The sequence below is a fragment of the Methylophaga sp. genome (assembly GCF_965655755.1).
In the GTDB taxonomy this organism is placed as follows: Bacteria; Pseudomonadota; Gammaproteobacteria; order Nitrosococcales; family Methylophagaceae; genus Methylophaga.
The window spans coordinates 27,123-52,582 of the sequence record NZ_CBFHHW010000017.1 but is presented as its reverse complement, the minus strand read 5'-3'; the positions used below and the strand labels follow the sequence as shown (position 1 = coordinate 52,582).

Genomic DNA, 25,460 nt, shown 5'->3' with positions numbered 1-25,460 from the left:
TGTGGAGATTCAAAACTCCATCAGGCATCATCGGTAACGTCAACACTTACAAACATGGTGGTAAGCAGTACATCTCCATCTTGTCTGGTGTAGGTGGTTGGGCTGGTATCGGTATGGCTATCCCAAGCTTGGAAAACGACACAGATGGTCTGGGCGCAGTCGGTGCATATAAGTCACTGTCTAGCTGGACTAACCTGGGTGGTGTACTGAGCGTATTTAGCCTGTAAGACCAAGACCCAAATAGATTAAGCAATTAATCTAACAAGTCTGACAAAAGGCCCGGTATCGCAAGATACCGGGTCTTTTTTTGTCAAATTTAACCAACCAAGCTTTCTTTCTGTTATAGAAACACGCTGGCAGTGACAATTCTTTATAAGCGATTACCTTATCTGAAATATATGCCTCAAACTCAATTGCAGAGCCTAATCCGACGTTTACGCCGAATCAGGAAAATCCTGAATGGCAAGGCGGGGAATCCTGACGTCAGTAAGACGATTGCTGTGTAGGATAACCAACGTCATTCAAGTGGTTTGGATGGCTGATATCTAAAAATAATTTTTGAGAGGATATAATTATGTGGACTAAACCTGAATACTCAGATATGCGTTTTGGTTTTGAAGTAACCATGTACATCTGCAACCGTTAATATCGGTTTCTGATGTATGTCCGGGGCTTCGCGCCCCGGGCAACGTTAAACCGGATAACATTTGTTAGAGTAGTATCTGGTTTAACGCTCTATTCAAAGGAAATTTATGTTTGTACATGTATTAGGCTCAGGTGCAGGAGGCGGTTTTCCTCAATGGAATTGTAACTGCGTAAATTGCAAAGGTGTCAGAGAAGGCACGATCAAAGCGAGCCCGCGTACGCAATCATCTATCGCTGTCAGTGCGAATGGTACTGACTGGATATTGTTTAACACGTCACCTGATATCAAAAAACAATTGGATGACTTTCCTGCCATACAACCAGCTCGTGAAGTCCGTGATACAGCGATTACCGCAATTGTCATCACCGACGCTCAGATTGATCACGTAACGGGTATGCTGACTTTACGAGAACACAATAAACCTTGGGAGGTGTACACCACCAAGGCGGTTTACGAAGATCTGACCACAGGCTTCCCCGTGTTCAGCATTCTGGGTCATTTCCGTGGCATTAATCACCATGAGATTGCGACAGATGAGTCATCGTTTACTATACCTTCAGCCGAAGGGATTGTATTCACTCCCGTGCCTTTAAAAAGTGAAGCCCCCCCATACTCACCCCACCGACACAATACCGTGCCCGGTGACAATATCGGTATGAAAATTGAAGATACCCGTACTGGAAAGAATTTGTTCTATGCACCAGGGTTAGGTGTAGCAGAACCACACGTACTGGAATATATGCGTAATGCGGATTGTGTCTTAGTTGATGGCACTGTCTGGACGGATGACGAAATGTCAAACGAAGGCATTAGTAATAAGCGTGCACAGGAAATGGGCCATCTGGATCAATCCAGTAAAGGTGGCATTATGGATATCCTCAGCAGTATGGATAAACCACGTAAGTTCCTGATACATATTAATAATACTAACCCAATTCTCAACGAGGAATCGCCTCAGCGTAAAACGCTGAATGATGCAGGTATCGAACTGTCGTATGACGGCATGGATATCGAACTGTAACCGTTATAGAGAGAAGGTAAAGAGAATGTCAGACAACACACTTTGGTCACGTGAAGAATTTGAACAAAAACTGCGAGACAAAGAAGCCCTATATCACATCAATCACCCATTTCATAAGCTGATGCATTCTGGTGAGTTGAATCAGAAGCAGGTTCAGGGCTGGGTAGCTAATCGCTTTTATTATCAGACTGCGATTCCTATTAAGGACGCAGCCATCATGGCGAACTGTGAAGAGGCAGAAGTTCGTAAGCATTGGGTACAACGGATTTTGGATCATGATGGTTATGATGGAGAAGAAGGTGGCATTGAGGCTTGGTTGCAACTAGGCGAAGCGGTTGGCCTGACGCGAGAAGAACTCTGGTCTTATGAGCATGTCTTACCAGGTGTGAGGTTCGCGATCGATGCTTACGTCAACTTCGCAAGACGAGCACCATGGCAGGAAGCTGCCGGCTCATCGTTGACCGAATTGTTTGCGCCTAAGATTCATCAGGCTCGCTTGGATAATTGGCCTGAATTATATCCATGGATTGATGAGCGGGGTTACCGTTACTTTCGTAAGCGTTTGAGTGAGGCAAGACGTGATGTTGAGCATGGTTTGCAAATCACGCTAGATTACTGTGATACTCGTGAGAAGCAGCAACGGGCTGTCGATTTATTGCAATTCAAATTAGATATTTTATGGACTATGTTGGATGCAATGTGGATGGCATATATCGAAAATCGTCCCCCTTACTGCATGGACCTGGAAGTGAATAAATGACAGAACGCGTTTTTAATAACGACAGTGTGCCAGTCCTGGCTTTAGGTTACCGCTTTCAGTGGGAACCGGCCCAGGACTGCTACGTACTGCTTTATCCCGAAGGCATGGTGAAGTTGAACCCTGCTGCCGGTGAAATTCTCAAGCGCGTCAGTGAAAATAAACAAACCGTAGGCGAGCTTATCGCTGAGCTTAAGGCTGCCTTTAATGGTGCCGAATTGGACGATGACGTCTATCAGTTTTTGGAGGAAGCTCATGGCAACGACTGGATCAGAGCAGAATAAAGCGCCTGGCAGCACTGGTGGTGTTGCTGGGGTCAATGCAAACGAAAACATCAGGCAGCCTCTATGGCTCCTGGCTGAGCTGACCTATGCCTGTCCGCTTCAGTGTCCGTATTGTTCCAATCCGATGGATTTTGCGGACATCAAGAAAGAATTAACCACTGAAGAGTGGATTGATGTGTTCAAACAAGCCCGGGCAATGGGGGCAACTCAACTGGGTTTGTCAGGTGGTGAGCCATTAACCCGTCCCGATATTCTTGAGTTGATCCAGGAGGCGCGTAACCTGGGTTTTTACACAAATCTTATTACTTCAGGTATCGGTCTGGATGCATCTAAAGCTCAGGCATTTAAAGATGCAGGATTGGATCATATCCAGGTTAGTTTTCAGGCCAGTTCTGAAGATCTGAATAACCTCATTGCGGGTACCAATGCTTTCCAGCACAAAATTGATATGGCTAGAGCTGTTAAAGCCGCTGGTTATCCGATGGTGCTATGTTTTGTAACACACCGTCAGAATATCGATAAGGTTGACGAGATTCTGGATCTTGCGATCAATCTTGACGCAGATTATGTCGAGCTTGCGACAACACAGTACTATGGCTGGGCGATGCATAATCGCGATCAGCTTTTGCCGATGAAAGAGCAGTTAGTTCGTGCTGAAGCGATTGCCCATGAGTATCAGGAAAAACAAAAAGGGAATATGAAGATCTACTACGTAGTGCCTGATTACTACGAAGATCGTCCTAAAGCGTGCATGAATGGCTGGGGCAACGTATTTCTGACTGTGACACCCGATGGTACGGCATTACCTTGTCACGCAGCACGTGAGTTGCCAGGTATGGAATTACCCAATGTTAAAGACCTGAGCATTAAGGAAATTTGGGAAGATTCAAACGACTTTAATCGTTTCCGTGGCTATGACTGGATGAAAGAGCCTTGTCGTAGCTGTGATGAAAAAGAGAAAGAGTTTGGTGGGTGTCGTTGTCAGGCTTATATGCTGACAGGCGATCCTGCAATGGCGGATCCGGTTTGCACAAAATCGCCCGATCATCATTTGATCGAAGAAGCTATTCAGCGTGGCAGGGAAGAAGCTGAAAAAACAGCTGAAGTCGCTAAACCATTAGTATTCAGAAACCCGAAAAACTCAAAAGAAATCAGTGGCCTCTAACTTTGTGATTCATACCAGCGGCCTGACCAAAAACTATGGTCAGGCCGCTGTCGTTAAAAACCTTGACCTCAATATTAAATCTGGACAGTTTTACGGCTTGTTGGGGCCAAATGGTGCCGGCAAAAGTACAACCATCCATATGCTGACAACCATGACTTCACCGACTCACGGTGAAGCTTGGATTGCTGAACAGTCTGTCATGACAGAGCCGGTTGCTATTCGTGGGAAAGTAGGCCTGGTATTTCAGGATTCGGCATTAGATCGAATGATGACTGTGGATGAAAACCTGCAATTTGCTGCAGCTTTGTACAAACTCCCACCGAAGCAGGCTAATGAGCGGATTGATGAGTTACTCGCTATTTTTGGTTTGGAAAAAAAGCGACATGTGAAATTAGTGGCGTTATCGGGTGGTCAGCGCCGGGCAGTAGATATTGCACGTGGCGTATTACACAAACCCCAGGTTTTATTTCTTGATGAACCGACTATCGGGCTTGATTTGCCCAATCGCCGTGCTATCTGGCGCTTCGTAGAACAATTACGAAAAGAAGAGGGCATGACGGTGTTTTTAACCACACATTACCTTGAAGAAGCGGAAGCTTGTGACTGGGTTGATTTCATTCAAAAAGGTGAGTTGCAACAGGGGGGCGCTCCAAGTTCATTAATGCGGGATTTGGCCGTTTATATTCTTGAAATAGATTGCGCGGATACAGAAGCCGTGAATAACAGCCTGAGCGCAACGTTTGGTCAGCCCATCTGGGAAGATAATCATCTGACTTTTCGTGTCAAAGATAAAAACGTGGACTTTTCTCAATTGCAAAAATCGCTGGGTAATACCGTCAACTCACTTCAGTGGCGCAAGCCGAATCTCAACGACGTCTATCTCTGGACTGTGTGTCCGCCGCAGACAGGAGCGGTCGTATGAGTAACTGGTTAGCTGTTAAAGCCGTCGTAGGACGGGAGCTGACAAAAGTGTTTCGTCAACGTGGCCGTTTAATCAGTTCCATGGTGCGTCCATTGATCTGGCTATTGGTTATTGGGTCGGGCGTTGGCAGCATGCTGCAAGGTGAGCAGCAAAGCGGTTATCTCACTTTTCTGGTTCCTGGCATTGTCGCAATGACGTTATTATTTGCGGCTTTATTGTCAGCGTTAACCTTGGTTTACGACAAAGAATTCGGTGTCATGCGAATGATGCTGATTGCTCCCATTCAGCATTATTGGATTGTGGTGTCAAAATTGATTGCAGCCACCATTACAGCGATGGTTCAGGCAATCATGTTGTTGATTATATTAGCTGCTATCGGATTGATTGAGGTGAAAATTGCGTTATTACTCCTGATACCGGCTTTAGCCACAGCGGTTTGCTGTGCAGCTATTGGTGGGCTAATCGCTGCCTGGTCTAAAACCCTGGATAACTTTGCAGTGATTATGAATTTCTTTATATTCCCATTGTTTTTCCTCAGTGGTGCCTTATATCCAGTTAGTCAGTTGCCTGAATTGCTGAAATATATCGTCCTGATAAACCCGTTCAGCTACGGCGTGGATTTAATGAAACACGCTGTACCGGGGGCTAGCAGTGATTTTTCTATTGTGACGGATATTGCTGTATTGGCCGGTTTTTCAACGGTCGCGATAGTGATTGCCTGTTGGCGTTTTTCCAGAGAGTCGGTGCACGAGCCTCTGTTTCACCGGGTAACAGGTAAAAAAGGCTAACACACCAGGTTTAGTGGCAGCTTCCCTGACCACGTTTTTCTAGGTAGCACTGGTGATAGTCTTCAGCAGGGTAAAACGTTGTGGCTGGCGTTATTTCAGTGACAATTTCACCTGAAAACTGCTCTTGTTGATTCAGTTCTTTTTTGACCATCTCTGCTTCCTGTTTCTGTTGATCGTCATGATAAAAAATGGCAGAGCGGTACTGTGTGCCGATGTCCGGCCCCTGGCGATTCAGGGTGGTTGGGTTATGCATGTGCCAGAAAGCTTCCACTAACTGGCGGAAGCTGATGACGCTGGGTTCGTATGTGATCTCAATGGCTTCAGCGTGTCCGGTCTGACCAGTACAAACGCTTTTGTAATCAGGATTCGTGGTATCACCGCCGGTATAACCCACACGGGTATCAACCACGCCATTGATTTGACGAAAGCGAGCTTCGACGCCCCAGAAACAACCGGCTGCAAAAGTGGCTATATTCATGCGTATCTCCTCAATATTTGTATGGTTGCGCCTCGATCAGAAAGCTTCTATCCTAATTCACTCTAACATCGCATAGTTAACTGCAACAGGAGCAACAAACGGTTATGCTCAATAATGCGCATTCTAATATGGTCGCTCAACAGGTACGACCCGGTGAGGTCCTTGACCCGCGCGTGTTGGCGGTAATGACTAATATTCAACGCGAACGGTTTGTGGATTCAGAAATGATCGGTCTTGCCTATGCCGACACGCATCTGCCTATTGGTTGCGGACAAACCATGCTCTCGCCTATCCAGGAAGGGCGTTTTTTGCAGGCTTTAGATTTGCAATCCACTGAAACAGTGATGGAGCTAGGAACCGGCTCTGGTTATTTTACAGCCTTGCTGGCTCAACTTGCGGGGCAGGTTATCTCCGTAGAATATTTTCCTGAGTTATCCGAGCAAGCGGAGCAGCGTCTGACACAACAGGGCATTGATAATGTCAGTTTATATGTGGGGGATGCATCAAAATCGTGGCCGCTATCGGATCGCATTGATGCGATTGTGATGACCGCAGCTTATGTGACTGTGCCTGATAACTATCGGCATCAACTCAAAGTGGGCGGGCGTTTATTGATAGTGATAGGCGAAGCACCTGCGATGTCAGTACAATTAATCAGACGTATAACGGAATGGGACTGGCAAACTGAAACCTTGTTTGAAACCGTGATTCCAGCAGTGATTAATGCTGAACCGAAAGCCAAATTTGAATTTTAAGATTAGAGTATTGCAATGAAACAAATGACAGCAACTGAATTACAAGCCATGTTAACCAGTGGTATTACACCAGTAATGATTGATGTGCGTGAAGATAAAGAATTGATCAATGGCATGATTGACGGCGCCATCCATGTTCCGATGAATGATGTACCCGGACGCATGGATGAATTTGCTCCGTACAAAGATAAAAGTGTGGTGCTGATTTGCCGAAGTGGACAACGTAGTGCACAGGTTGGCCAATTTATGGAACATGCGGGCTTTTCTGACGTCATTAACCTGGATGGTGGAATGAATAGTTGGGCAGCTGATATCGATCCCAAGATGACGGTATACTAATAACCTGCTGGGAGCAGATTAATCACACAATACAGTGCTTGCGGACTGGTCACGCCTTGTAAGCGCTGATATATTTTTTATTAGTCAACATACCGACTGGTCGGATTGTAATAATAAATCAATAAAATTAAAACCTTACATCGCCACTATTGTTGGTGTTAGGTAAGTGGAATGTCAAAGGAAGGAAAATGAAAAAAATTGCGATTAGCGCACTGATTGCTTCGAGTCTGTTGTCATCATCGGCTTGGGCAGAAAACCTGATTGAAGTATTTGATTTCTCGTTAAGAAGCGATCCCCAACTTTTAGCCGAAGCGGCTTCTCGGCTGGCAGTGGGGGAGCTGGATGATCAGGCAACCGCTAATTTTTTGCCTCAGGTCGATTTATCTGCCAACACCGGCAAGACTTGGGTTGATGCATCCGCACAAACCTTTGGTGGGCAAACTGAATACAACAATCACGGCTATACATTGAGTTTGGTACAGTCCATTTATCGCCGTGAAAACTTTGTTCAGAAAGAACAGGCGGAGATTGCTATTGAGGGGGCATCAGCCAGTTATGTTGTCGCTCAACAGGCTCTGATAGTACGTGTTTCTGAACGTTATTTTGGTGTGTTGGGAGCTGAAGATGATCTCACTTTTGCGATAGCCGAACGTGAAGCGATTGCCAAACAATTAGAGCAAACCCAGCAACGCTTTGATGTGGGCATGGCCACGATAACCGATACGACCGAAGCTCAGGCTGCGTATGACTTAGCGAATGCCGCCGTTATTGAAGCGGAAAATGCGCTGGCTAATGCAAATGAACAGCTACGTGAAACCTCGGGTCAATACATTGATGAATTGACCGGTTTGCAAAAAGATTCACCGCTGGTTAGTCCTGAGCCTGCTGACATAAATCAGTGGAGCGCAACAGCTCTGAGTCAAAATCCTTCTTTGCTCTTAGCAAGTAGTAATGTTGATAGTGCTGCCCAGACGATTGAGCTGCAAAAAAGTGGGCATTATCCCAGCCTGGATTTGGTTGCTCAGAAAAATTACGATTCACAAAGCGATGGCAATTTCAGTGGAAGTAGCAAAACACACACAGAAGCAATTGGCCTTCAGTTCAATCTGCCAATCTATGCCGGTGGTGCAGTAGTATCTCGCACCCGCGAGGCTGCATACAGACTGGACCAGGCAATGCAAAATGAAGAGCAGCAGCGTCGGTTAGTGACCCGCCAGACGCGTGAATCTTTTAACGGTGTTATGTCAGGAATCAGCCGTGTAAAAGCGTTAAAACAAGCCGTTGTTTCTAATGAGAAGGCCTTGGAATCAACACAGGCGGGCTATGAAGTCGGTACGCGTACCACCGTCGATGTGCTTAATGCCCGTCGTAATCTATTTAGTGCCCGTCGTGATTACGCGCGTTCACGTTATGATTATATTCTTAATACTTTGCGTCTGAAGCAGGCAGCCGGTATTGTGACATTTGAAGATCTTGTTCAAATTAACAGCTGGTTAGGGGCATAACATCAATGCAGACCAATATGTCGATTGCAGATAGTCATAACAGCACCTTGATGGTGATTGATATTCAGGAAAGACTGGCTTCAGCAATGCCTCAAGGTGTGCGTGATCGCGTGATAGAGCAAGTCAGTGTATTACTGGCTGCTGCGGAGCGACTGTCTATACCTGTGCTGGTGACGGAGCAGTACCCCAGAGGATTAGGGCCGACTGAACCAGCTTTACTCAAAAAATTGCCAGCAAATACGCCTGTCATTGAGAAAACAAAATTCTCTTCAGCGAAAGTCGAACCGGTGACTGAGGCTTTGCAAAAAAGTGAACGTAAGCAGGTCTTTCTGGCCGGCATGGAAACCCATATCTGTGTGTTGCAAACAACGTTAGATTTGTTAAAACAAGGCTATGAGGTATTTGTGATCGAAGATGCCGTTAGCTCACGTGCTAAGGGAAATCAATTTAACGCTCTACAGCGTATGCGTCTGGCAGGCGCAGTTATTACCAATGTCGAGTCGTTATTGTTTGAATGGCTGGGTGATGCCACGCATCCTGAATTTAAAACGTTGTCAAAACTAATTGTTTAGGAGTGTTTTCTGGCGGCACGTCTTGCCCGTCGTTTCTGGCATTTTTCTACTGTGAGTAGTCTGGCCTGATTATTCATCGCTTCCCATGAGATGATTTCATCAATGCTACGGAAACAGCCACGGCATATCTCGCGCTCATCAAGACCACATTTTCGGATACAGGGACTGGGTACCTCGTTTTCTTGCGACATCTTATTTAAGCGTGCTGACGTTGCCGTTTATTAGCGACGCCCTGTTTGGTTTTTTTATTGAGACTGGGTAATTTTTCATAATCCGGCACGCTTTTGATATTGGCACGAACGTAATCCAGTTTTAACTGTGCTTTAACACGTTCGGCATCGAGTTCCAGCTCCTCAGTCATAACCACATAGATCATTTCAAATAAGCGACGAAGTGCAATTTTATAGCTTTGTCCCGCTAAGTCATACAGCTTATCTGAAAGCTGCATAAAGCGATTAAACGGCTGTTCCCCCAGAATCAGTGGTAACGTGTTGATGAAGCGTCCTGAGTTACCGATCATGTCCCAGAAACGGGCAAAACGATTTACTCGCTGCATTTCCATAAAACTGATATCACGTGTCGACAGAATATTGTATGGCGGCTGCGGATTAAAGCGCAGATCGTAATCCTGATTGTGGCGGTTAAGCGGGGCACCACGCAGACGTTTTAATATACCAAGTTGAATTTCATGCGGTTCCAATCTCACTAACTGATCAAAACTATGGGCAAAATTAGCCAGAGTATCGCCCGGCAGACCAAAAATTAGATCGGTATGCAGGTGCGCGCCTGTGTGTTCACGAAGCCAGCGGATATTGTCGCGGGTTTTATCGTTATTCTGTTTACGGCTGATCAGATTCTGAATGTCAGGATCAAATGTCTGGATGCCGATTTCAAACTGTAAACTTTGCGGTGGAAATTGCTTCAAGGCCGCTTTCAGTTTTTCCGGCAGGTTATCTGGTACCACTTCAAAATGCAGATACAAATCATCACTCATCCGCTCCAGAAAGAAGTCGAGAATACGAATACTGGTACTGACTTTGAGGTTGAATGTGCGATCGATAAATTTGAAATTTCGAACACCGCGTTGCCAGAGCAAATCCATTTCCGCCAAAAAAGCCTCTAGCGGGAAAGGGGTCGCTGTTTTATCCAGAGCAGATAAACAAAATTCACATTTAAACGGACAGCCTCTTGAGGCTTCGACATAGATTAAGCGGTTACGGATATCTTCATCGTCATAAAATTCATACGGAAGGATGAGTTCATCCAGCTTAGTGGCCTGACCTTCGATAAACTTTTGTTCGGGTCTGTTACCCGTAAGAAGTTGTTCACATAATTCACGGAAATTCTTTTCACCCGGGCCACTGATAACATAATCAGCCTGTTCACAGACAGTCGGTACATCGGGGTGATGGCCGACTTCAGGGCCACCAAGAACAATGGTGACTTCCGGGGTGATCTGTTTGATAAGCGACACGGTTTCGCTGATTTCTTTTACATTCCAGATATAGACACTGAGGCCAATGATTTTAGGTTGATAAGAAAGTAACGTCTCAGCGATGTTGAGTGGTCTTTCCTGAATCGTGAATTCGACAATTTCAGCCTTAGCCTGACATTCACCGAGATTGGCATAGAGATAGCGCAGGCCAAATGCGCTATGCATATAGCGGGCGTTAAATGTACTGAGGATAATATCGCGCGAAGCAGTCATGGCTTAACCAGAAATAGGATTACTGCCACTGACAGCAGGGCAGGATCAGGAAAAACGTCTTAAATCAAAGGCTTTATTGTAACGTAAAGCAGCTTCAGCTTGTAATTAGGTCTGCTAATGTCTTACAAATTGAGCTCGGATTTTAATGTGTTGGCATAAGCACTGAGCTGATCAAGAACGGCCTTTTGATCGTTATCTAATTCCAGCTCACGACTTTCAGCCAGGGCCGTTTCAAAACGATCAATATTGAGAATCTTTTCTGGTGCCGAGTTACCCAGCCGTTGCTGACGATACAGGAGCCATTGTTCCTGCTCGTCTTTATCCAGACTTTCCGGCCAGTTACGGGCTCGGTAACGAAACAGGAGTTCTGGCAAACGCTGATCTTCAAACGGCACAGATAACGTTTTCAACATTTCGGGCTCGGCATGACGGATCAATTCCATCTTACGTTTGTCGTTACTACTGAAAAAGCCTCCGCCATATAAGCTGGCATCAGGATCATTGATTGTATCGTATGACGGGGCAGTGAAAATAGCATTGAGCTTCTGACTCAAATCACCGGCAGCATTGAGCATATCGAGATGTTTTTGATGCGTTTGACGATCAATCTGCAAACGTTCGGCTGCAGCCTCATCAAGTGTACTTTCAGGCACGATAACCGGACACTTGTTAATGTGCAGTGTTTTCAGCGCGGGCCGGCTTACGCCTTCTGGCAATTCGGCCGTAGAAGTGAATAGGCGTTCTCTGATTGTGTCAGCATCAAGTTCAATCAAATCTTTGGGATCATGGCGTAAGTCATACACAATAATGCCGTTGTTGTTGTGGGGATCTTTAGCCAGAGGGACGACAAGTGCCGTACCACAATATTCACCCGGGTACATGCGGGAAACATGCACAACTGGCTTACGTTCGTTTAAGTTGAGTAACGGCGCTATGGCCTGTTTACGACGACGTTCAAACACATAGTCATAGAGTTTGGGTTGAGCGTCTTTGATCAACCTGGCCATCGCAATGGTGGCATAAACATCAGCCAAAGCATCATGCGCACCGCTATGTTCTATTCCATTGGCTGCGGTTAAGTCTTCAAGGCGAAAACTGGGTTTACCATCGTCTCTGTCAGGCCATTGAATGCCTTCCGGCCGAAGTGCACGGGTTAAACGAACCATATCAATGATATCCCAACGAGAATTGCCATCCTGCCATTCACGTGCATAGGCATCATAAAAATTACGAAACAGAGTGAAGCGGGTGAATTCATCATCAAACCGTAAACTGTTGTAACCAACACCACAGGTACCCGGTTCGGCGAGCTCGGTATGTATTTGGCTGATAAATTCGGCTTCGTTAAGCCCTTCTTTTTGCGCCAATTGAGGTGTTAAGCCGGTGACTAATGCCGCCTGTGGATGAGGCAGGTAATCACCTGAGGGTTTGCAATAAATCATCAGTGGTTCGCCGATAACATTCAGATCTTCATCCGTTCTGATTCCGGCAAACTGCATTGGCCGATCAAAGCGCGGATCGATGCCGGATGTTTCGTAGTCGTGCCAATAGAGGGTCGTCATAGAATTGCCATGCTAAAAGAGTTCTGCTTACGGTAACTGAGCTGGGATGTCAGAACAAGCTGAAAAAGCCATGCAACTTGAAACGCTACATGGCTTTTTTGAAAGAGGAGCTGTTATTAGAGTGTTTTAAATGCTTCTCGAGCGGCTTTAAGCGTGAATTCAATTTCTTTATCACCGTGCATGGCGGAAACAAAGCCTGCCTCAAATGCTGATGGAGCCAGATACACACCACGATCCAGCATCGCGTGGAAGAAGCGTTTAAAACGATCCTGATCACTGGCGACAACCTGTTCGTAATACCGGACTTGCTTATCATCGGTGAAAAACAATCCGAACATACCACCGACTTGGTTGGTTGTCATTGCAATGCCTGCATCGTTTGCAGCTTGTTGCAGGCCAGCTACTAAGGTCTCAGTGGATTGAGTCAGTTTGTCATGAAAGCCGGGTGCCTGAATTTGTGTGAGCGTTGCCAGTCCTGCTGCCATAGCAATCGGGTTTCCTGATAATGTACCTGCCTGATAGACCGGTCCCAACGGAGAGATATGTTCCATAACTTCGCGTTTACCGCCAAAGGCACCAACCGGTAATCCGCCACCGATGATTTTACCAAAGGTGGTCAGATCTGGAGTGACATTGTAATGCGCTTGAGCACCGCCTAAAGCGACACGGAAACCGGTCATTACTTCATCAAAAATCAACACGGTGCCATATCGGTCACAGATATCGCGCAGACCGTCCAGAAAACCGGGATCCGGTGGAATGCAGTTCATATTGCCGGCAACCGGCTCTACGATGATGCAGGCAATGTCATCACCCGCTTCTTTAAAGCAGGTCTCGACCGAGTCTAGATCATTGAAACGGAGCGTCAGCGTGTGCTTGGCTAACGATTCCGGTACACCCGCTGATGAAGGCACACCCAGCGTTAAGGCGCCGGACCCTGCTTTAACTAACAATGAGTCCGCGTGACCGTGATAACAGCCTTCGAACTTAACAATTTTGTCACGACCGGTGTATCCACGTGCCAGTCGAATGGCACTCATGGTCGCTTCAGTACCTGAACTGACCATACGCACCAAATCCATTGATGGCACCAGACTGCAAACCAGATCGGCCATTTCAGTTTCGATTTCGGTGGGAGCACCAAACCCAAGACCGTGTTTGACAGCTTCGGTGACAGCTTGCAGCACACCCGGGTTGGCATGTCCTACAATCATTGGCCCCCAAGAACCAATGTAATCCACGTATTGTTTGCCTTCGGCATCGGTCAGCCAAGCGCCTTTGCCTTCGCGGAAAAAGACCGGGTCACCGCCAACGCCTTTGAAAGCTCGGACAGGAGAGTTAACGCCGCCGGGAATGTGCTGTTGTGCTTTTTTAAACAAATCGTGATTATTTTGCATGCCGTTTCCTGAGAGTCTCCGATTTAAAATGTGCGATAATTCTATCTTATCTCAGCCATTGTACTGATGATTATGAGTCTAAAATTACGATTATTGATTATTGTTAGCATCATTTTGCTGATCAACTTCGCTGCGGCGGGTTATTTTATGGTGCAAAATGCCAGAACGGCGCTTGCCCAGGAAATGGCCTCCAGTACCCAGCTTGCAAAAGGCTTGCTGGTGAATGCGCTCCCGACCTTGCGGTTTTCAAATGACCTGAGTGAACGACTGACTCTTATAGTCGATAGTGTGCGCCATACCCGGCATATTCGAGCCTGGTTTGAAGACATGAATGGCAGGCCCTTGATTGGGCAAGAAGATCAGACGGGTTTTTTTAACAAGCCCGATGCGCCGGACTGGTTTATCCGCATGATGGAACCTGAAGCCGTTGCATTCCGACGGTTGATTACCAAAGGCAGCAAATCCTATGGTTATCTGGTCGTCGAAGCCGACCCCAGCGATGAAGTAACCGAGGTCTGGCAGGACATCAATACGCTGTTCTGGTTAGGCTTGGTTTTTCTGTTATTAATTTTATTATTAATTTATATCGCTCTTCGACAAGGGCTTAAACCGCTTTCGGAATTGGCGGATGCGCTGGGACAACTGGAAAAGGGTGACTTTACTGCCCGGGTTGATTCCACCGCGGTAAAAGAACTCAACCCGATACAGATTCGCTTTAACCACATGGCAAGCGTGATGGACAAGACCATGGTCGAAAACCACGCTCTGGCAGGAAATATGCTGAGTTTGCAGGAATCTGAGCGACGTGATCTGGCGCGTGAGTTACATGATGAACTGGCACCGTGCTTATTTGGTATTCGTGTGGATTTAGGCGAAATTGAACGTATTGCCGGTGAGAAACAGATTACAGAAATTGAAGAAAAAGTGGGATCAGTCAAGATCATCACCAACCACATCCAGTCATTAGTGCGTAAAATGCTCAGTCGTTTGCGGCCGATGACCCTGGATGATCTGGGCTTAGCTGAAGCGTTGCGGGATATGTTGCATAACTGGCGTGACCGACAGCCTGAAATTGACTGGGAGTGGGACTTTGTGGGTGACTTCCATGATCTACCAGATACATTACAGGTAACGGTCTATCGTGTTGTGCAGGAGTGTACGACCAACTGTGTGCGTCATGCGAATGCCAGTCACGTGAAAGTCGAAGTACGCCGTGAAAATGAAACGATTAAAGTTGCTGTGACTGACGATGGTAAAGGGCTGGATGCAAACCTGGTACGTGGTTTTGGTTTGATTGGTATGCGAGAAAGGGTATCAGCGCTGGGGGGCAGGATTGCCTTTGATACCGAAGAAGGGTTTGGTTTACAGGTTCGAGTGTTGATTCCTTTGAAAGGTGAAATGAATAATGAAACAGGCAGTAACGATTTTAGTGGTGGACGACCATCCGATAGTCAGGGCAGGTTGTCGCCAGCTAATTCAGCAAATTCCCACAGCTAAGGTTCTGGAAGCAGAAACCGGCGAAGAGGGGTACCGCCTGTTTCAGGAGTCATACCCTGATATGGTGCTGCTGGACATTACCTTACCAGGTGTGGGTGGTCTTGAAGTTTTACGTCGGATTCGTGCTAACCGTGAAAATGCCAAAGTCTTGATGTTTAGTATGCACGAAGATCCTGTATTTGCTTCAAGAGCCATGCAGGCAGGTGCTAGAGGCTACATCACCAAGAATAATGCGGCTGACCATTTGGTTGAAGCAGTGGAAAAAGTATTAGATGGCAAAATTTATCTGAGTCCTGATATGGCTCAGCAGCTAGCGATGCTAAATATCGATGCGGGCACCAGCGCACTGAGTGACCTATCCCGTCGTGAATTGGAAATCTTACGCCTTCTGGGTGAAGGCAAAAGCATGAATGAGATTTCAGATGTGCTTGGAATTAGTTACAAGACGGTAGCCAATAATCTTACGCAAATAAAGAGTAAGCTGGATATCAGTAAAACAGCTGAACTGATGCGGTTTGCGATTAGTCATGGTTTATCATCCTAACTGGCTGATATTGAAGGAAGAGGAATAGGAATAACTTCCCGTTTTATTGGGACAAGTCGCTCATTCCTTGAAACGTTGCCTTGCGTAATATACTCATCAAGTTATAGAAATTTCAGCTTCTATAGTCTTATATTTCTCTCTCCTTCTTTGAAGGTTTAGCCAGATACCTTGTTATCTGGCTTTTTTTTGTCCGAAATAAGCGTTTCCCCCACCTGAGTTCTCTTGTTAAGATGACCCTTTTATTGAATGCCGAATTCTCGGCAAAAAATGGAATCTTGAATCTATGCACTCAAAGCTGATGAGGAAGTGGGGCTGGCGGCTATCGCTATTAATGATCCTCCCACTGATAGTGAATGCCGGGCCGTTAGACGAAGCAATCGATACGCAGGTCAAGACCGATGTTGCTGCTCAGAAATCCCAAGAAAACATCGATAATCTTGATGATAGTACAACTGAAATGTTGGCCGAATATCGTGATGTTTTGCGGCAAACACAAAGCTTAAGAGCCTACAATGACCAGTTGCAAAATCTGGTCAACTCTCAACAGACAGAGCTCAACTCAATTAGCCAGCAACTGAAAAACATTGAAACAACGCAGCGCGATATCGTTCCTTTGATGCTTAAAATGATAGAGGTGCTGGAACAATTTATTTCCCTTGATGTGCCCTTCCTTCAGGAAGAGCGAAATAACCGTATTGTCGCTTTGAAAACAATGATGGGCCGGGCTGATGTAGCGTTGTCCGAAAAATACCGCCGCATCATGGAAGCCTACCAAGTTGAAACAGAATATGGCCGTACTATCGAAGCCTATCAGGCGGAGTTAGGTCAGAAAGACGATGATCGCACGGTCGATTTCTTACGGATCGGCCGGGTCAGTCTTTATTATTTATCTTTAGACGGTTTGGAAGCCGGTGTATGGGATCAACAAACGCAACAATGGAAGACCCTACCGGATAGTTATCTGCAGTCAATCATGGATGGCTTAAAAGTCGCACGCAAACAATTGCCACCTGATTTGCTCGTCCTGCCTGTTAACAAAACAGGAGGCGTGCAATGAAAACGGTGATTTATTTCTTGTTAATGCTTGGTCTGACCGGCGCACTTCAGGCAGAAGAAAAACCAGCGAATCTGGATGAGTTGCTGGATCAAGTTAAGCGTGAACGCGTGCTGGAGCAACAGCAAAATAAACTGCGAGAAGCCGAGTTTGTTAAAGCACAGGAGAATCAGGCTCAGCTTCTGGAAGAAGCGAGACGACAGCTCGCTAAAGAAGAACAACGTACGGCACAGTTGAATCAGGCATTCAATGATTTTGAAAAAGGCCTGGCTGAACAGGAGAGCTTGTTGTCAGAAAAGTCAGGATCACTGGGTGAACTATTTGGCACAGTGAGGCAAGTGGCCAATGACAGTCGTGGTGTATTAGAAAGCTCAATGACCACGGTGCAAAACCCTGAGCGTGTCGATTTCCTTACTAAGTTGAGTGATAGCAAACAACAACCCACTATCGAAGAGCTGCGTAAACTGTGGTTGACGTTGCAGGAAGAAATGACTGATTCCGGCAAAGTGACACAATTCAAAGCCCCTGTTATCAGCATTACCGGGGCTGTGGAAGAACGGGATGTGACCCGAATCGGTGTTTTTACAGCCTTTTCTGAAGGCAAGTTCCTTCGTTATTTATCTGAGACCGGTAACCTTGTGGAATTAGCAAGACAACCTGTCGAACGATTACGTAATCAAATGAAAGAATTTGAGCAAGCTGATACCGGTGAAATGTTATCGGCGGTCGTTGACCCGACACGTGGTGCTATCATGGCATTATTGGTGCAGACACCCACATTGAAAGAGCGTATTGAACAGGGTGGTTGGATTGGTTTCATTATTTTGATTCTGGGTGCTGTCGGCTTATTAGTAGCTGTCTTGCAGTTTCTGTCACTACTTCGCGCTGGACGAGGTGTGTCTAAGCAGCAAAAAACCAGTGAAGTGAGTCTGAATAATCCACTGGGCAGAATTCTTTCGGTTTATAACGCCAAATTAGCCCAGGATATTGAAACGCTTTCATTGAAACTGGATGAAGCGATTTTACGTGAAACACCCAGATTGGAACGGGGCTTGATAACACTAGCTATCCTGGCAGCTATTGCGCCAATGTTGGGCCTGCTGGGTACAGTATCTGGCATGATTGAAACATTTCAGTCGATCACCCTGTTTGGTACAGGGGATCCTAAACTCATGTCTGGTGGTATTTCACAGGCGCTGGTCACAACAGAATTAGGACTAGCTGTCGCCATACCATTATTGTTAATTCATAGTGGTCTTTCCAGCAAGTCTAACCGCTTGATTCAGATTTTAGATGAAGAGAGTGCATCGATTGTGGCACGTAATGCGGAAGAGCAGCATGGGCAGTCTGACTGACAGTCTGTTTCGTATTCAGTTACTCATGGAGAGCGGCGGCTTTGTGCTGTGGCTCATCATGTTGACGTCGATATTGATGTGGTCCCTGATCATTGAGCGCTACATATATGTCTACTTCATGCACCCACGGTCAAAGAAGGCGGTCATTGAAGAATGGCAGCAACGTAAAGACCGTACTAGCTGGTATGCGCATCAGATCCGACAGGGAATGATTGCCGAGAATCGTATTGAATTACAACGTTATCTGATGTCGATTCGCACGCTGACGGCGGCTTTGCCAATGCTGGGGCTGCTGGGCACAGTTAATGGCATGATCCAGACTTTTGATGTCATGACCGTTTTTGGCACAGGTAATACACGTGGTATGGCTGGAGGGATTTCAGTGGCTTTAATCACCACGATGGGCGGCTTGCTGACGGCATTGTCTGGCCTTTATTTCAGTACTCAACTGACGCAAACAGTATCGCGCAAAGTCGATAATGTCGCTGATGCATTGCGCAGAGAGTAGGGGAGCAAAATGAGAAACCGACATTCACGTCGCCAAAGTGGCGGCATTGCAGAAATTAACATGACACCCTTAATTGATATGGTGTTTATTCTGCTTATCTTTTTCATAGTGACCACCTCTTTTGTCAAAGAAACCGGTGTGGATGTCAATCGCCCGACCGCTAAAACTGCTGTAAAAAAAGAACGGGCCAATATTCTGGTGTCAATCAAAGCCAATGGTGAAATCTGGATGGATAAACGTCAGATCGATCGCCGGGCTGTCAGAGCGAATGTAGAACGCATGCATGCAGAAAACCCCGAAGGCTCAGTAATTATTCTTGCTGATGAAGAAGCAAAAACCGGCTTGTTAATTGAGGTCATGGATCAGGCTCGTCTGGCGGGTGTGTCGAATGTGTCGATTGCAGCTGAGCGGGATTAACGGCGGTTATTGATGCGAATAGCGATAGGTATCATCCTGGCGTTGATCGTCAATTTCGGCCTGTTCACGCTGATGCAGCATATGACCAGCAGTCAGGGCGTCGATAAACGTGTCACTGAAGATATTCGTTTGCTCGACTTTGTGCGTCTGAAACGCGAAGAAACCCAGCCTGAAACCAAAAAGCGTGAGTTGCCTAAAAAGCCGCCACCGCCCGAGGAGCCGCCTCCGCCACCCAAAACACCGACGCCACAGACTGATAAACCGAAAGCACCGGCGCCCAAGTTAGATGTGCCTCGTATTGACGTGCCGATGAACATTACCGGTGGACCGTATCTGGGCGATTTTGCTGCCGCACCTAAAGCGCCACCCGCTCCGGCTCCAGCTCCGGTAGAAGGCCCGGTTATTGATAATGAAGTGGTGCCGTTGGTTCGAATTCCGCCTAAATATCCTCGCGTAGCCGCTCGGCGGGGTATTGAAGGTGTAGTGACCGTGAGCTTCATCATTACCAAAGAGGGTAAGGTGCGTGACCCCAAAGTGGTTGATGCTAATCCAGCGACTGTGTTCAATGATGAGGCAATTGAAGCCATCCTGAAATGGAAGTTCAAACCGAAACTGGTTGACGGACAGCCTGTCGAAAGACAAGCCACCCAAGAAATTGAGTTTAAATTATCACGATGATTAAAAAGCCATTCATCAGACTCTGCTTATGCCTGCTATTTGTAGGTTTTCACACTGTGGTTCAGGCTGAGGACGAGTATCTGCTGACAGAAAAAACGTATAAATCCTTGAGTAAAGCCCAAGAGTTCATGGATGCAGAAAAATATACGGAAGCGGGTCGAGCATTGGACGGCCTTCTCAATCAGACGGAGTCAGGTAGTTATGATCGTGCTGTGGTGTTGCAGACCATCGGTTACCTCTATTCAGAACGCAGTCAATATGACAAGGCAGCAGATTCCTTCCAAAAAGCGCTGGATGCAAATGCGTTGCCTGAAGAAGTGACGCATAATCTGCGCTATAACCTGGCACAGCTATTAATTGCCGATGGCCAATACAAAAAAGGTATTAGCTTGATGGAAAGCTGGCTGCAGGGTGAAAAACAGCCTGATAACGATGTCTACGTTCTGTTAGCAACAGCCAACTATCGTATTGATAATCATAGTAAAGTGGTCGAATATATTCGCATCGCGATACGCAATGATGCCGACCCCAAAGAAGACTGGTATCGCCTGCAGTTATCGTCACATATGTCTTTGAAGCAATACAAGTCAGCGATTCGATTACTGGAAACCTTAATTACTCGTTACCCCTATAAAAAAATCTACTGGGATCAGTTGGCTGCTTTGTATCAGCAGCAAGATAAAGAATTTACTTCACTGGCAGTAAGGATGCTCGCCGATAGGCTCGATTTGGGCGATCCCAAAACATTAATCAACCTTGCTGATATGTACAGGTATTTACGTATTCCTTTCAAATCCGGCCAATTACTGCAACAGGGCATGAAGGATGGCGTGATTAAAAGTGATTTTGATAATCTGGAAAAGCTTTCTCAGAGCTGGCTAGCCGCGCGTGAAGATGATCGAGCCGCACAAACACTGCAAAAAATGCTGCCAATAGATAACAGCGGCCAGAGCCACCTGAAACTGGGGCAAGTGTATGTCGGAATGGAGCATTGGCAAGAAGCAATACGCGTTCTTGAACAAAGCCTGAGCTTGCTAAAAGGAAAGGAGCTGGGTCGTGTTCATGTGCTGATGGGAACAGCCTATTTCAATTCGGAACAACTGTCTAAAGCCAAAAATGCCTTTGGCAAAGCCATTGCCTTTGAAGCTCAGAGTAATCAGGCTGGACAATGGTTACGCCATATAGAAGATCAACTTAAAAAGGCAGAAGATGAAGAGGCTTCCTGATCTGCAACAACTCAAACAGCAATTGGTGCAACATTACCTCTGGCTACGTCAGTATGGTTGTAATGATTCGCACAGCGGCAATGCGTCCTTTCGTTGGCATGATGAAGTCTGGGTAACGCCTTCTGGTTGCTGTGCAGACACTCTGACCGTCGATGATCTTGTGCGCTGTCAGCTTGATGGTATTAAAGAAGAAGGGGCATCATTGGATGCCGCTTTGCATATTGAAGTGTATCGCGAAAATCCGGCTACCCGCGCTGTATTTCACAGCCATGGCCCATATGCCGTTGCCATGACATTGAATGGAGAAAGTTTTGAACCGGTTGATTTTGAAGGGCAATATTATTTTCCGACTGTGCCGGTGGTGAAAATTCCCTATCAGGATTATGTCGAAAAATCGCCTAAGGCAGTGGCCAATGAACTCAAAACACACAAAGTAATGGTTGTTTGTGGTCATGGACTGTATGCCGGTGCTGAAAGTATTAATCAGGCGTATAAGTGGATTTGTTCGCTGGAACTGTCTGCTAAAACAGCTTGGTTAGCACAGCAGATTTAAGCGGTAGCCATTATTTCGCAACAATTTCACGCTTAAATAGTCATAAAGTCTTATATGAAAAGAGATGGAGCAGGAATATGACTGCTGAGAATGCATTAAAAAAGCACTCATCAAGCAACACGAGTTACCTTCGTACCCCGAAACTGAATGGTCATGACGCCGCCGCTAAAAGGCAGGAAATTGCAGACTATTTTAATTTTACCTTTGAGCAGTATGAGTCGCTTTTTGAAACCCTGAAGTCTGATCAGGGCTTTTATCAGAAGTCTATTCCATTACGTCATCCTCTCATTTTTTATTTCGGCCATACCGCTACATTTTTTGTGAACAAAATGTTGTTGGCAGGACTGATTGATAAGCGTATCAACCCAACTTTTGAGTCGATGTTTGCTGTCGGCGTTGATGAAATGAGCTGGGATGACCTCAATGATGCCCATTACGAGTGGCCGGCGGTAGAAGACGTTAAAGCCTATCGCCAACAGGTCAAAGCGATAATCAATAAAGTCATCCAAAAAGCGCCATTAAAATTGCCTATAGACTGGACTAATCCGTGGTGGGCGATTTTAATGGGAATCGAGCATGAACAGATTCACCTGGAAACGTCATCGGTTCTGATTCGTCAGCAGCAATTGGAACTGGTTAAATCACATCGTAATTGGCGGCCCTTTTCAAACTCTGCTGAAGCCCCCGAAAACAGTCTGGTGAATATTCCAGCAGGTAATGTCACAGTCGGTAAAAACTTCACTGACCCGATTTATGGCTGGGATAATGAATACGGTCAACATGAAGCCGATATAGATGCTTTCCAGGCGTCAAAATTTTTGGTCAGTAATCAGGAGTTTTTTGCTTTTGTTGAAGCCGGAGGTTATCAGCAAGACAAATACTGGCAAGAAGAAGGACTGGAATGGCGGAAATTCACTAAAGCTGAACATCCTACGTTCTGGATTAAAAGCGAACAGGGTTGGCAATTGCGCCTGATGACAGAGTTGGTCGCTATGCCCTGGAACTGGCCAGTGGATGTGAATTACCATGAAGCTAAAGCCTTTTGTAACTGGAAAGCAGAACAATCCGGTAAACCGGTTCGGATGCCGACGGAAGATGAGTGGTATCGGATTTATGACCATGCCGGCGTAAATGAACTGACCAACGAACAGGCTCCGGCTAATATTCACCTTGATTATGCGGCTTCATCCTGTCCGGTGGATCAATTCAAACATGGTGATTTGTATGATGTGGTGGGTAATGTCTGGCAATGGGTGGAAACACCGACCTATCCATTTGATGGGTTTAAAGTGCATCCGATTTACGATGATTTCACTACCCCGACCTTTGATGGACGTCATAATATAATCAAAGGTGGTTCGTGGATTTCCTCTGGAAATGAAACTCGACGTGCAGCCCGTTACGCATTTCGACGTCATTTTTTCCAGCATGCGGGGTTTAGGTATGTCATTTCTGATGCCAAAGTAGAGGAGCACAGCTCGCATTACGAAACAGATTCGATGCTATCGCAATATACCGAATTCCATTACGGTGACAGCTATTTCAATGTGCCGAATTTCCCTAAAACACTGGCAACGCTGGCTGTTGAAATGATGGGGGATCAAAACAAGGGTAGAGCGCTGGATATTGGTTGTGCGGTAGGCCGTGCCAGTTTTGAATTGGCACACCATTTTGACCATGTCACCGGTGTCGACTTTTCGGCGCGTTTAATCAATCTGGGTGTAAAAATGGCGCAACAAGGCGTTGTCCGTTATACCATTACCGATGAAGGTGATCTGGTGCATTATGAAGAACGTCGTCTGGATCAGTTAGGTTTGGATAATGTTGCTGATAAAGTTGAATTCATGCAGGGCGATGCCTGTAATTTGAAGTCGATTTACACTGGGTATGACCTTATTCTGGCTGCAAACCTTATTGATCGTTTGTACGAACCTGCACAATTCTTGAAAAACATCCATGAGCGTCTCAATATTGGCGGTGTGCTTTTATTAGCATCGCCATATACTTGGCTGGAAGAGCATACTGAAAAATCAGAGTGGCTGGGCGGTTTTAAGAAGGATGGTGAAAGCTTCACCACCATGGATGGCCTGAAAGCCATACTCGAACCGCATTTTGATCTGATTAGAGGGCCTGAATCAGTGCCGTTTGTGATTCGTGAAACCAGTCGTAAATTCCAGCATACCTTGTCGGAAGTGACGGTCTGGAAGCGTAAGGCATGACATTCGACTTTGATACGCCGATAGATAGAAGCGGTTCAAATAGTCTTAAACTCGATGCCAGAAAGGCCTATTTTGGTCGCAGTGATGTAATACCAATGTGGGTCGCGGATATGGACTTTGCTGCGCCACACGCCGTGACAGAAGCTTTGGTGAGGCGTGCTCAGCACCCGCTGTATGGCTACACAATGTATCCAGATAGCCTGTATCAGGCTATGATTGACTGGTGTGATAAACGCTATGATTGGACGGTAAAACAATCTGAGGTAATGATGTGTCCCGGTGTTGTACCGTCACTGCATGCTACGATTGAGGCGTTAACCGAGCCCGGCGATAAAGTTATTGCACAGCCACCGGTGTATTTCCCGTTTTTCTCAGCTGTTACTGAAACGGGCCGTGAATTAGTACTCAACCCATTAAAGCTCATTGCGGGACAATACACGCTGGATTTTGAACACCTTGAAGCGTGTGCAAGGCAAGGTGCGCGGGTATTGTTGTTGTGCTCACCGCATAACCCTGTAGGCAGGGTCTGGCGTCGGGATGAGTTGGAAGCATTGCTAGCATTGGCTGAACGTCATAATATGACCATTATTTCCGACGAAATCCATGCGGATTTAATTTATCCGGGACAGCGCCATTTACCCCTCGCGAACCTGACAGAATCAGTCAATGTCATTACGGCTATCGCGCCCAGTAAAACCTTTAATATTCCTGGCATGGGCTTATCCACCCTGGTCGTCTCTGACAAGCAGCAGCGTAAACAGATTAATCAGGTCTTTGAAAGCTGGCATGTGAGTGCTTCCAATCCGTTTAGTGTCTGTGCGTTTGAAGCCGCATATCGTCATGGTGAGGGGTGGCTGGATGCTTTAATGCCCTATTTGCAAAACACAATGCGATGGGTCTCAGAATTTATTGATCTTGAGATTCCCCAGATTTCGTTGATTCAACCAGAAGGGACCTATTTATTGTGGCTCGATTGTCGTGAGTTGCAATTAGACAATCAGGCGCTACGTCGATTCTTTATTGAGAAGGCAGGCGTCGGTATGAATCCCGGTTATGTATTCGGTGATGTAGGTAGCGGTTTTATGCGACTGAATATCGGCACACCTAAAAAACAGGTCGAACAAGCGATGCAGCAGATCGCAACCGCTATCAACAAAACTTTCTGAGTGCAGAGGCTGACGGGATTGCTCTCAAAAAGTGCAGAAAAGCCTTATTAGTTCTATAAAAACCTGATATACGGTTGTGTTTGAATTGGCATAAAGTTTGCCATTACTGATGTAGTTACTTTTTCCCCTTATCGGAGATCATGCAATGACAGAGTCAATTGGCGCGGCCGCAGGCCGAGTTTGGCAATATTTGGAACAAAATGGTCCAGCGTCGGCTACTAAAATCAGCAAAGATACCGGACTGGATACCAAGCTATTACAACGGGCTATTGGTTGGCTTTCAAAAGAAGAGAAGCTCAGTTTTGAAACCAAAGGGCGTAATGAGTTTATCGGTTTGAAGTAAT

At 46.2% G+C, this 25,460-nt stretch carries 28 protein-coding genes and 1 pseudogene; 24 read left to right on the top strand and 5 right to left on the bottom strand.

From position 1 onward, the window contains the following. The 8 genes and pseudogenes from ACTF5U_RS07320 to ACTF5U_RS07285 all read left to right on the top strand — a co-directional run. A pseudogene (locus tag ACTF5U_RS07320) lies at nt 1-227 on the top strand (PQQ-dependent dehydrogenase, methanol/ethanol family); the annotation flags it as partial. A gap of 347 nt (nt 228-574) precedes the next feature. Beyond that, nucleotides 575-646 carry a pyrroloquinoline quinone precursor peptide PqqA gene (pqqA, locus tag ACTF5U_RS07315; RefSeq protein WP_081443609.1) on the top strand — a complete coding sequence of 24 codons (72 nt, stop codon included), beginning with the start codon at nt 575-577 and terminating at the stop codon, nt 644-646. Nucleotides 647-752: 106 nt separating this feature from the next. Continuing rightward, the gene (gene pqqB, locus ACTF5U_RS07310; protein ID WP_438970983.1) at nt 753-1,667 is read left to right on the top strand and encodes a pyrroloquinoline quinone biosynthesis protein PqqB; all 915 of its coding nucleotides are present in this window, start codon (nt 753-755) and stop codon (nt 1,665-1,667) included. 25 nt (nt 1,668-1,692) lie between these two features. Continuing rightward, on the top strand, nt 1,693-2,427 hold the full coding sequence (pqqC, locus tag ACTF5U_RS07305; protein WP_438970982.1) for a pyrroloquinoline-quinone synthase PqqC: 735 nt from the start codon (nt 1,693-1,695) through the stop codon (nt 2,425-2,427). After that, nucleotides 2,424-2,708, top strand: a complete 285-nt coding sequence (gene pqqD, locus ACTF5U_RS07300) for a pyrroloquinoline quinone biosynthesis peptide chaperone PqqD (RefSeq protein WP_438970981.1) — start codon at nt 2,424-2,426, stop codon at nt 2,706-2,708. Before pqqC ends, pqqD begins: the two co-directional genes overlap by 4 nt. Next, complete coding sequence (gene pqqE / locus ACTF5U_RS07295; RefSeq protein ID WP_438970980.1) at nt 2,680-3,873, top strand: pyrroloquinoline quinone biosynthesis protein PqqE; 1,194 nt, start codon at nt 2,680-2,682, stop codon at nt 3,871-3,873. Before pqqD ends, pqqE begins: the two co-directional genes overlap by 29 nt. Continuing rightward, nucleotides 3,863-4,795, top strand: coding sequence for an ABC transporter ATP-binding protein (locus tag ACTF5U_RS07290; RefSeq protein WP_438970979.1), 933 nt, complete (start codon nt 3,863-3,865; stop codon nt 4,793-4,795). The genes pqqE and ACTF5U_RS07290 overlap by 11 nt, the downstream gene beginning before the upstream one ends. Then, complete coding sequence (locus tag ACTF5U_RS07285) at nt 4,792-5,583, top strand: ABC transporter permease (protein ID WP_438970978.1); 792 nt, start codon at nt 4,792-4,794, stop codon at nt 5,581-5,583. Before ACTF5U_RS07290 ends, ACTF5U_RS07285 begins: the two co-directional genes overlap by 4 nt. A gap of 10 nt (nt 5,584-5,593) precedes the next feature. Here ACTF5U_RS07285 and msrA read toward each other — a convergent pair whose 3' ends face one another. Continuing rightward, entirely contained in the window at nt 5,594-6,061 is a 468-nt protein-coding gene (gene msrA, locus ACTF5U_RS07280) for a peptide-methionine (S)-S-oxide reductase MsrA (protein WP_438970977.1), read from the bottom strand. A 104-nt stretch (nt 6,062-6,165) separates the two neighbouring features. Here msrA and ACTF5U_RS07275 point away from each other — a divergent pair, with 104 nt between their 5' ends. The 4 genes from ACTF5U_RS07275 (at nt 6,166) to ACTF5U_RS07260 (ending at nt 9,232) form a co-directional block, all read left to right on the top strand. After that, nucleotides 6,166-6,816, top strand: coding sequence for a protein-L-isoaspartate O-methyltransferase family protein (locus ACTF5U_RS07275; RefSeq protein WP_438970976.1), 651 nt, complete (start codon nt 6,166-6,168; stop codon nt 6,814-6,816). A 24-nt stretch (nt 6,817-6,840) separates the two neighbouring features. Continuing rightward, complete coding sequence (locus ACTF5U_RS07270) at nt 6,841-7,155, top strand: rhodanese-like domain-containing protein (RefSeq protein WP_438970975.1); 315 nt, start codon at nt 6,841-6,843, stop codon at nt 7,153-7,155. 188 nt (nt 7,156-7,343) lie between these two features. Beyond that, complete coding sequence (locus ACTF5U_RS07265; RefSeq protein ID WP_438970974.1) at nt 7,344-8,660, top strand: TolC family outer membrane protein; 1,317 nt, start codon at nt 7,344-7,346, stop codon at nt 8,658-8,660. 17 nt (nt 8,661-8,677) lie between these two features. Continuing rightward, complete coding sequence (locus ACTF5U_RS07260) at nt 8,678-9,232, top strand: hydrolase (protein ID WP_438970973.1); 555 nt, start codon at nt 8,678-8,680, stop codon at nt 9,230-9,232. On the opposite strand, the gene ACTF5U_RS07255 is transcribed toward ACTF5U_RS07260, so the two are convergent. The 4 genes from ACTF5U_RS07255 to hemL form a co-directional block, all read right to left on the bottom strand. Beyond that, nucleotides 9,229-9,423: a DUF1289 domain-containing protein gene (locus ACTF5U_RS07255; protein ID WP_438970972.1), complete on the bottom strand. Its 195-nt coding sequence runs from the start codon at nt 9,421-9,423 to the stop codon at nt 9,229-9,231. The genes ACTF5U_RS07260 and ACTF5U_RS07255 overlap by 4 nt on opposite strands. Before the next feature lie 5 nt (nt 9,424-9,428). Further along, nucleotides 9,429-10,940: a DUF4080 domain-containing protein gene (locus tag ACTF5U_RS07250; protein WP_438970971.1), complete on the bottom strand. Its 1,512-nt coding sequence runs from the start codon at nt 10,938-10,940 to the stop codon at nt 9,429-9,431. 122 nt (nt 10,941-11,062) lie between these two features. Beyond that, nucleotides 11,063-12,502: an exodeoxyribonuclease I gene (gene sbcB, locus ACTF5U_RS07245; protein ID WP_438970970.1), complete on the bottom strand. Its 1,440-nt coding sequence runs from the start codon at nt 12,500-12,502 to the stop codon at nt 11,063-11,065. 116 nt (nt 12,503-12,618) lie between these two features. Then, nucleotides 12,619-13,899, bottom strand: coding sequence for a glutamate-1-semialdehyde 2,1-aminomutase (hemL, locus tag ACTF5U_RS07240; protein ID WP_438970969.1), 1,281 nt, complete (start codon nt 13,897-13,899; stop codon nt 12,619-12,621). Nucleotides 13,900-13,971: 72 nt separating this feature from the next. Here hemL and ACTF5U_RS07235 point away from each other — a divergent pair, with 72 nt between their 5' ends. The 12 genes from ACTF5U_RS07235 (at nt 13,972) to ACTF5U_RS07180 (ending at nt 25,459) form a co-directional block, all read left to right on the top strand. Further along, on the top strand, nt 13,972-15,396 hold the full coding sequence (locus tag ACTF5U_RS07235) for a LapD/MoxY N-terminal periplasmic domain-containing protein (protein WP_438970968.1): 1,425 nt from the start codon (nt 13,972-13,974) through the stop codon (nt 15,394-15,396). Further along, the gene (locus ACTF5U_RS07230) at nt 15,305-15,940 is read left to right on the top strand and encodes a response regulator (protein ID WP_438970967.1); all 636 of its coding nucleotides are present in this window, start codon (nt 15,305-15,307) and stop codon (nt 15,938-15,940) included. The genes ACTF5U_RS07235 and ACTF5U_RS07230 overlap by 92 nt, the downstream gene beginning before the upstream one ends. Nucleotides 15,941-16,223: 283 nt before the next feature. Beyond that, nucleotides 16,224-16,997 carry a DUF3450 domain-containing protein gene (locus ACTF5U_RS07225; protein ID WP_438970966.1) on the top strand — a complete coding sequence of 258 codons (774 nt, stop codon included), beginning with the start codon at nt 16,224-16,226 and terminating at the stop codon, nt 16,995-16,997. Beyond that, on the top strand, nt 16,994-18,349 hold the full coding sequence (locus ACTF5U_RS07220) for a MotA/TolQ/ExbB proton channel family protein (RefSeq protein ID WP_438970965.1): 1,356 nt from the start codon (nt 16,994-16,996) through the stop codon (nt 18,347-18,349). Before ACTF5U_RS07225 ends, ACTF5U_RS07220 begins: the two co-directional genes overlap by 4 nt. Then, nucleotides 18,333-18,857 carry a MotA/TolQ/ExbB proton channel family protein gene (locus ACTF5U_RS07215; RefSeq protein WP_438970964.1) on the top strand — a complete coding sequence of 175 codons (525 nt, stop codon included), beginning with the start codon at nt 18,333-18,335 and terminating at the stop codon, nt 18,855-18,857. Before ACTF5U_RS07220 ends, ACTF5U_RS07215 begins: the two co-directional genes overlap by 17 nt. Nucleotides 18,858-18,866: 9 nt before the next feature. After that, nucleotides 18,867-19,274: an ExbD/TolR family protein gene (locus tag ACTF5U_RS07210; protein ID WP_008291710.1), complete on the top strand. Its 408-nt coding sequence runs from the start codon at nt 18,867-18,869 to the stop codon at nt 19,272-19,274. 12 nt (nt 19,275-19,286) lie between these two features. Beyond that, the gene (locus tag ACTF5U_RS07205; RefSeq protein WP_438970963.1) at nt 19,287-19,952 is read left to right on the top strand and encodes an energy transducer TonB; all 666 of its coding nucleotides are present in this window, start codon (nt 19,287-19,289) and stop codon (nt 19,950-19,952) included. Beyond that, nucleotides 19,949-21,178: a tetratricopeptide repeat protein gene (locus ACTF5U_RS07200; protein WP_438970962.1), complete on the top strand. Its 1,230-nt coding sequence runs from the start codon at nt 19,949-19,951 to the stop codon at nt 21,176-21,178. Before ACTF5U_RS07205 ends, ACTF5U_RS07200 begins: the two co-directional genes overlap by 4 nt. After that, nucleotides 21,162-21,731: a class II aldolase/adducin family protein gene (locus ACTF5U_RS07195; RefSeq protein ID WP_438970961.1), complete on the top strand. Its 570-nt coding sequence runs from the start codon at nt 21,162-21,164 to the stop codon at nt 21,729-21,731. The genes ACTF5U_RS07200 and ACTF5U_RS07195 overlap by 17 nt, the downstream gene beginning before the upstream one ends. A gap of 77 nt (nt 21,732-21,808) precedes the next feature. Continuing rightward, nucleotides 21,809-23,950, top strand: a complete 2,142-nt coding sequence (ovoA, locus tag ACTF5U_RS07190; RefSeq protein ID WP_438970960.1) for a 5-histidylcysteine sulfoxide synthase — start codon at nt 21,809-21,811, stop codon at nt 23,948-23,950. Continuing rightward, a complete protein-coding gene (locus tag ACTF5U_RS07185; RefSeq protein ID WP_438970959.1) occupies nt 23,947-25,116 on the top strand; it encodes a pyridoxal phosphate-dependent aminotransferase in 1,170 nt (389 codons plus the stop codon). Before ovoA ends, ACTF5U_RS07185 begins: the two co-directional genes overlap by 4 nt. A 145-nt stretch (nt 25,117-25,261) precedes the next feature. Then, the gene (locus tag ACTF5U_RS07180) at nt 25,262-25,459 is read left to right on the top strand and encodes a winged helix-turn-helix domain-containing protein (RefSeq protein WP_438970958.1); all 198 of its coding nucleotides are present in this window, start codon (nt 25,262-25,264) and stop codon (nt 25,457-25,459) included. Nucleotide 25,460: the final 1 nt, after the last annotated feature.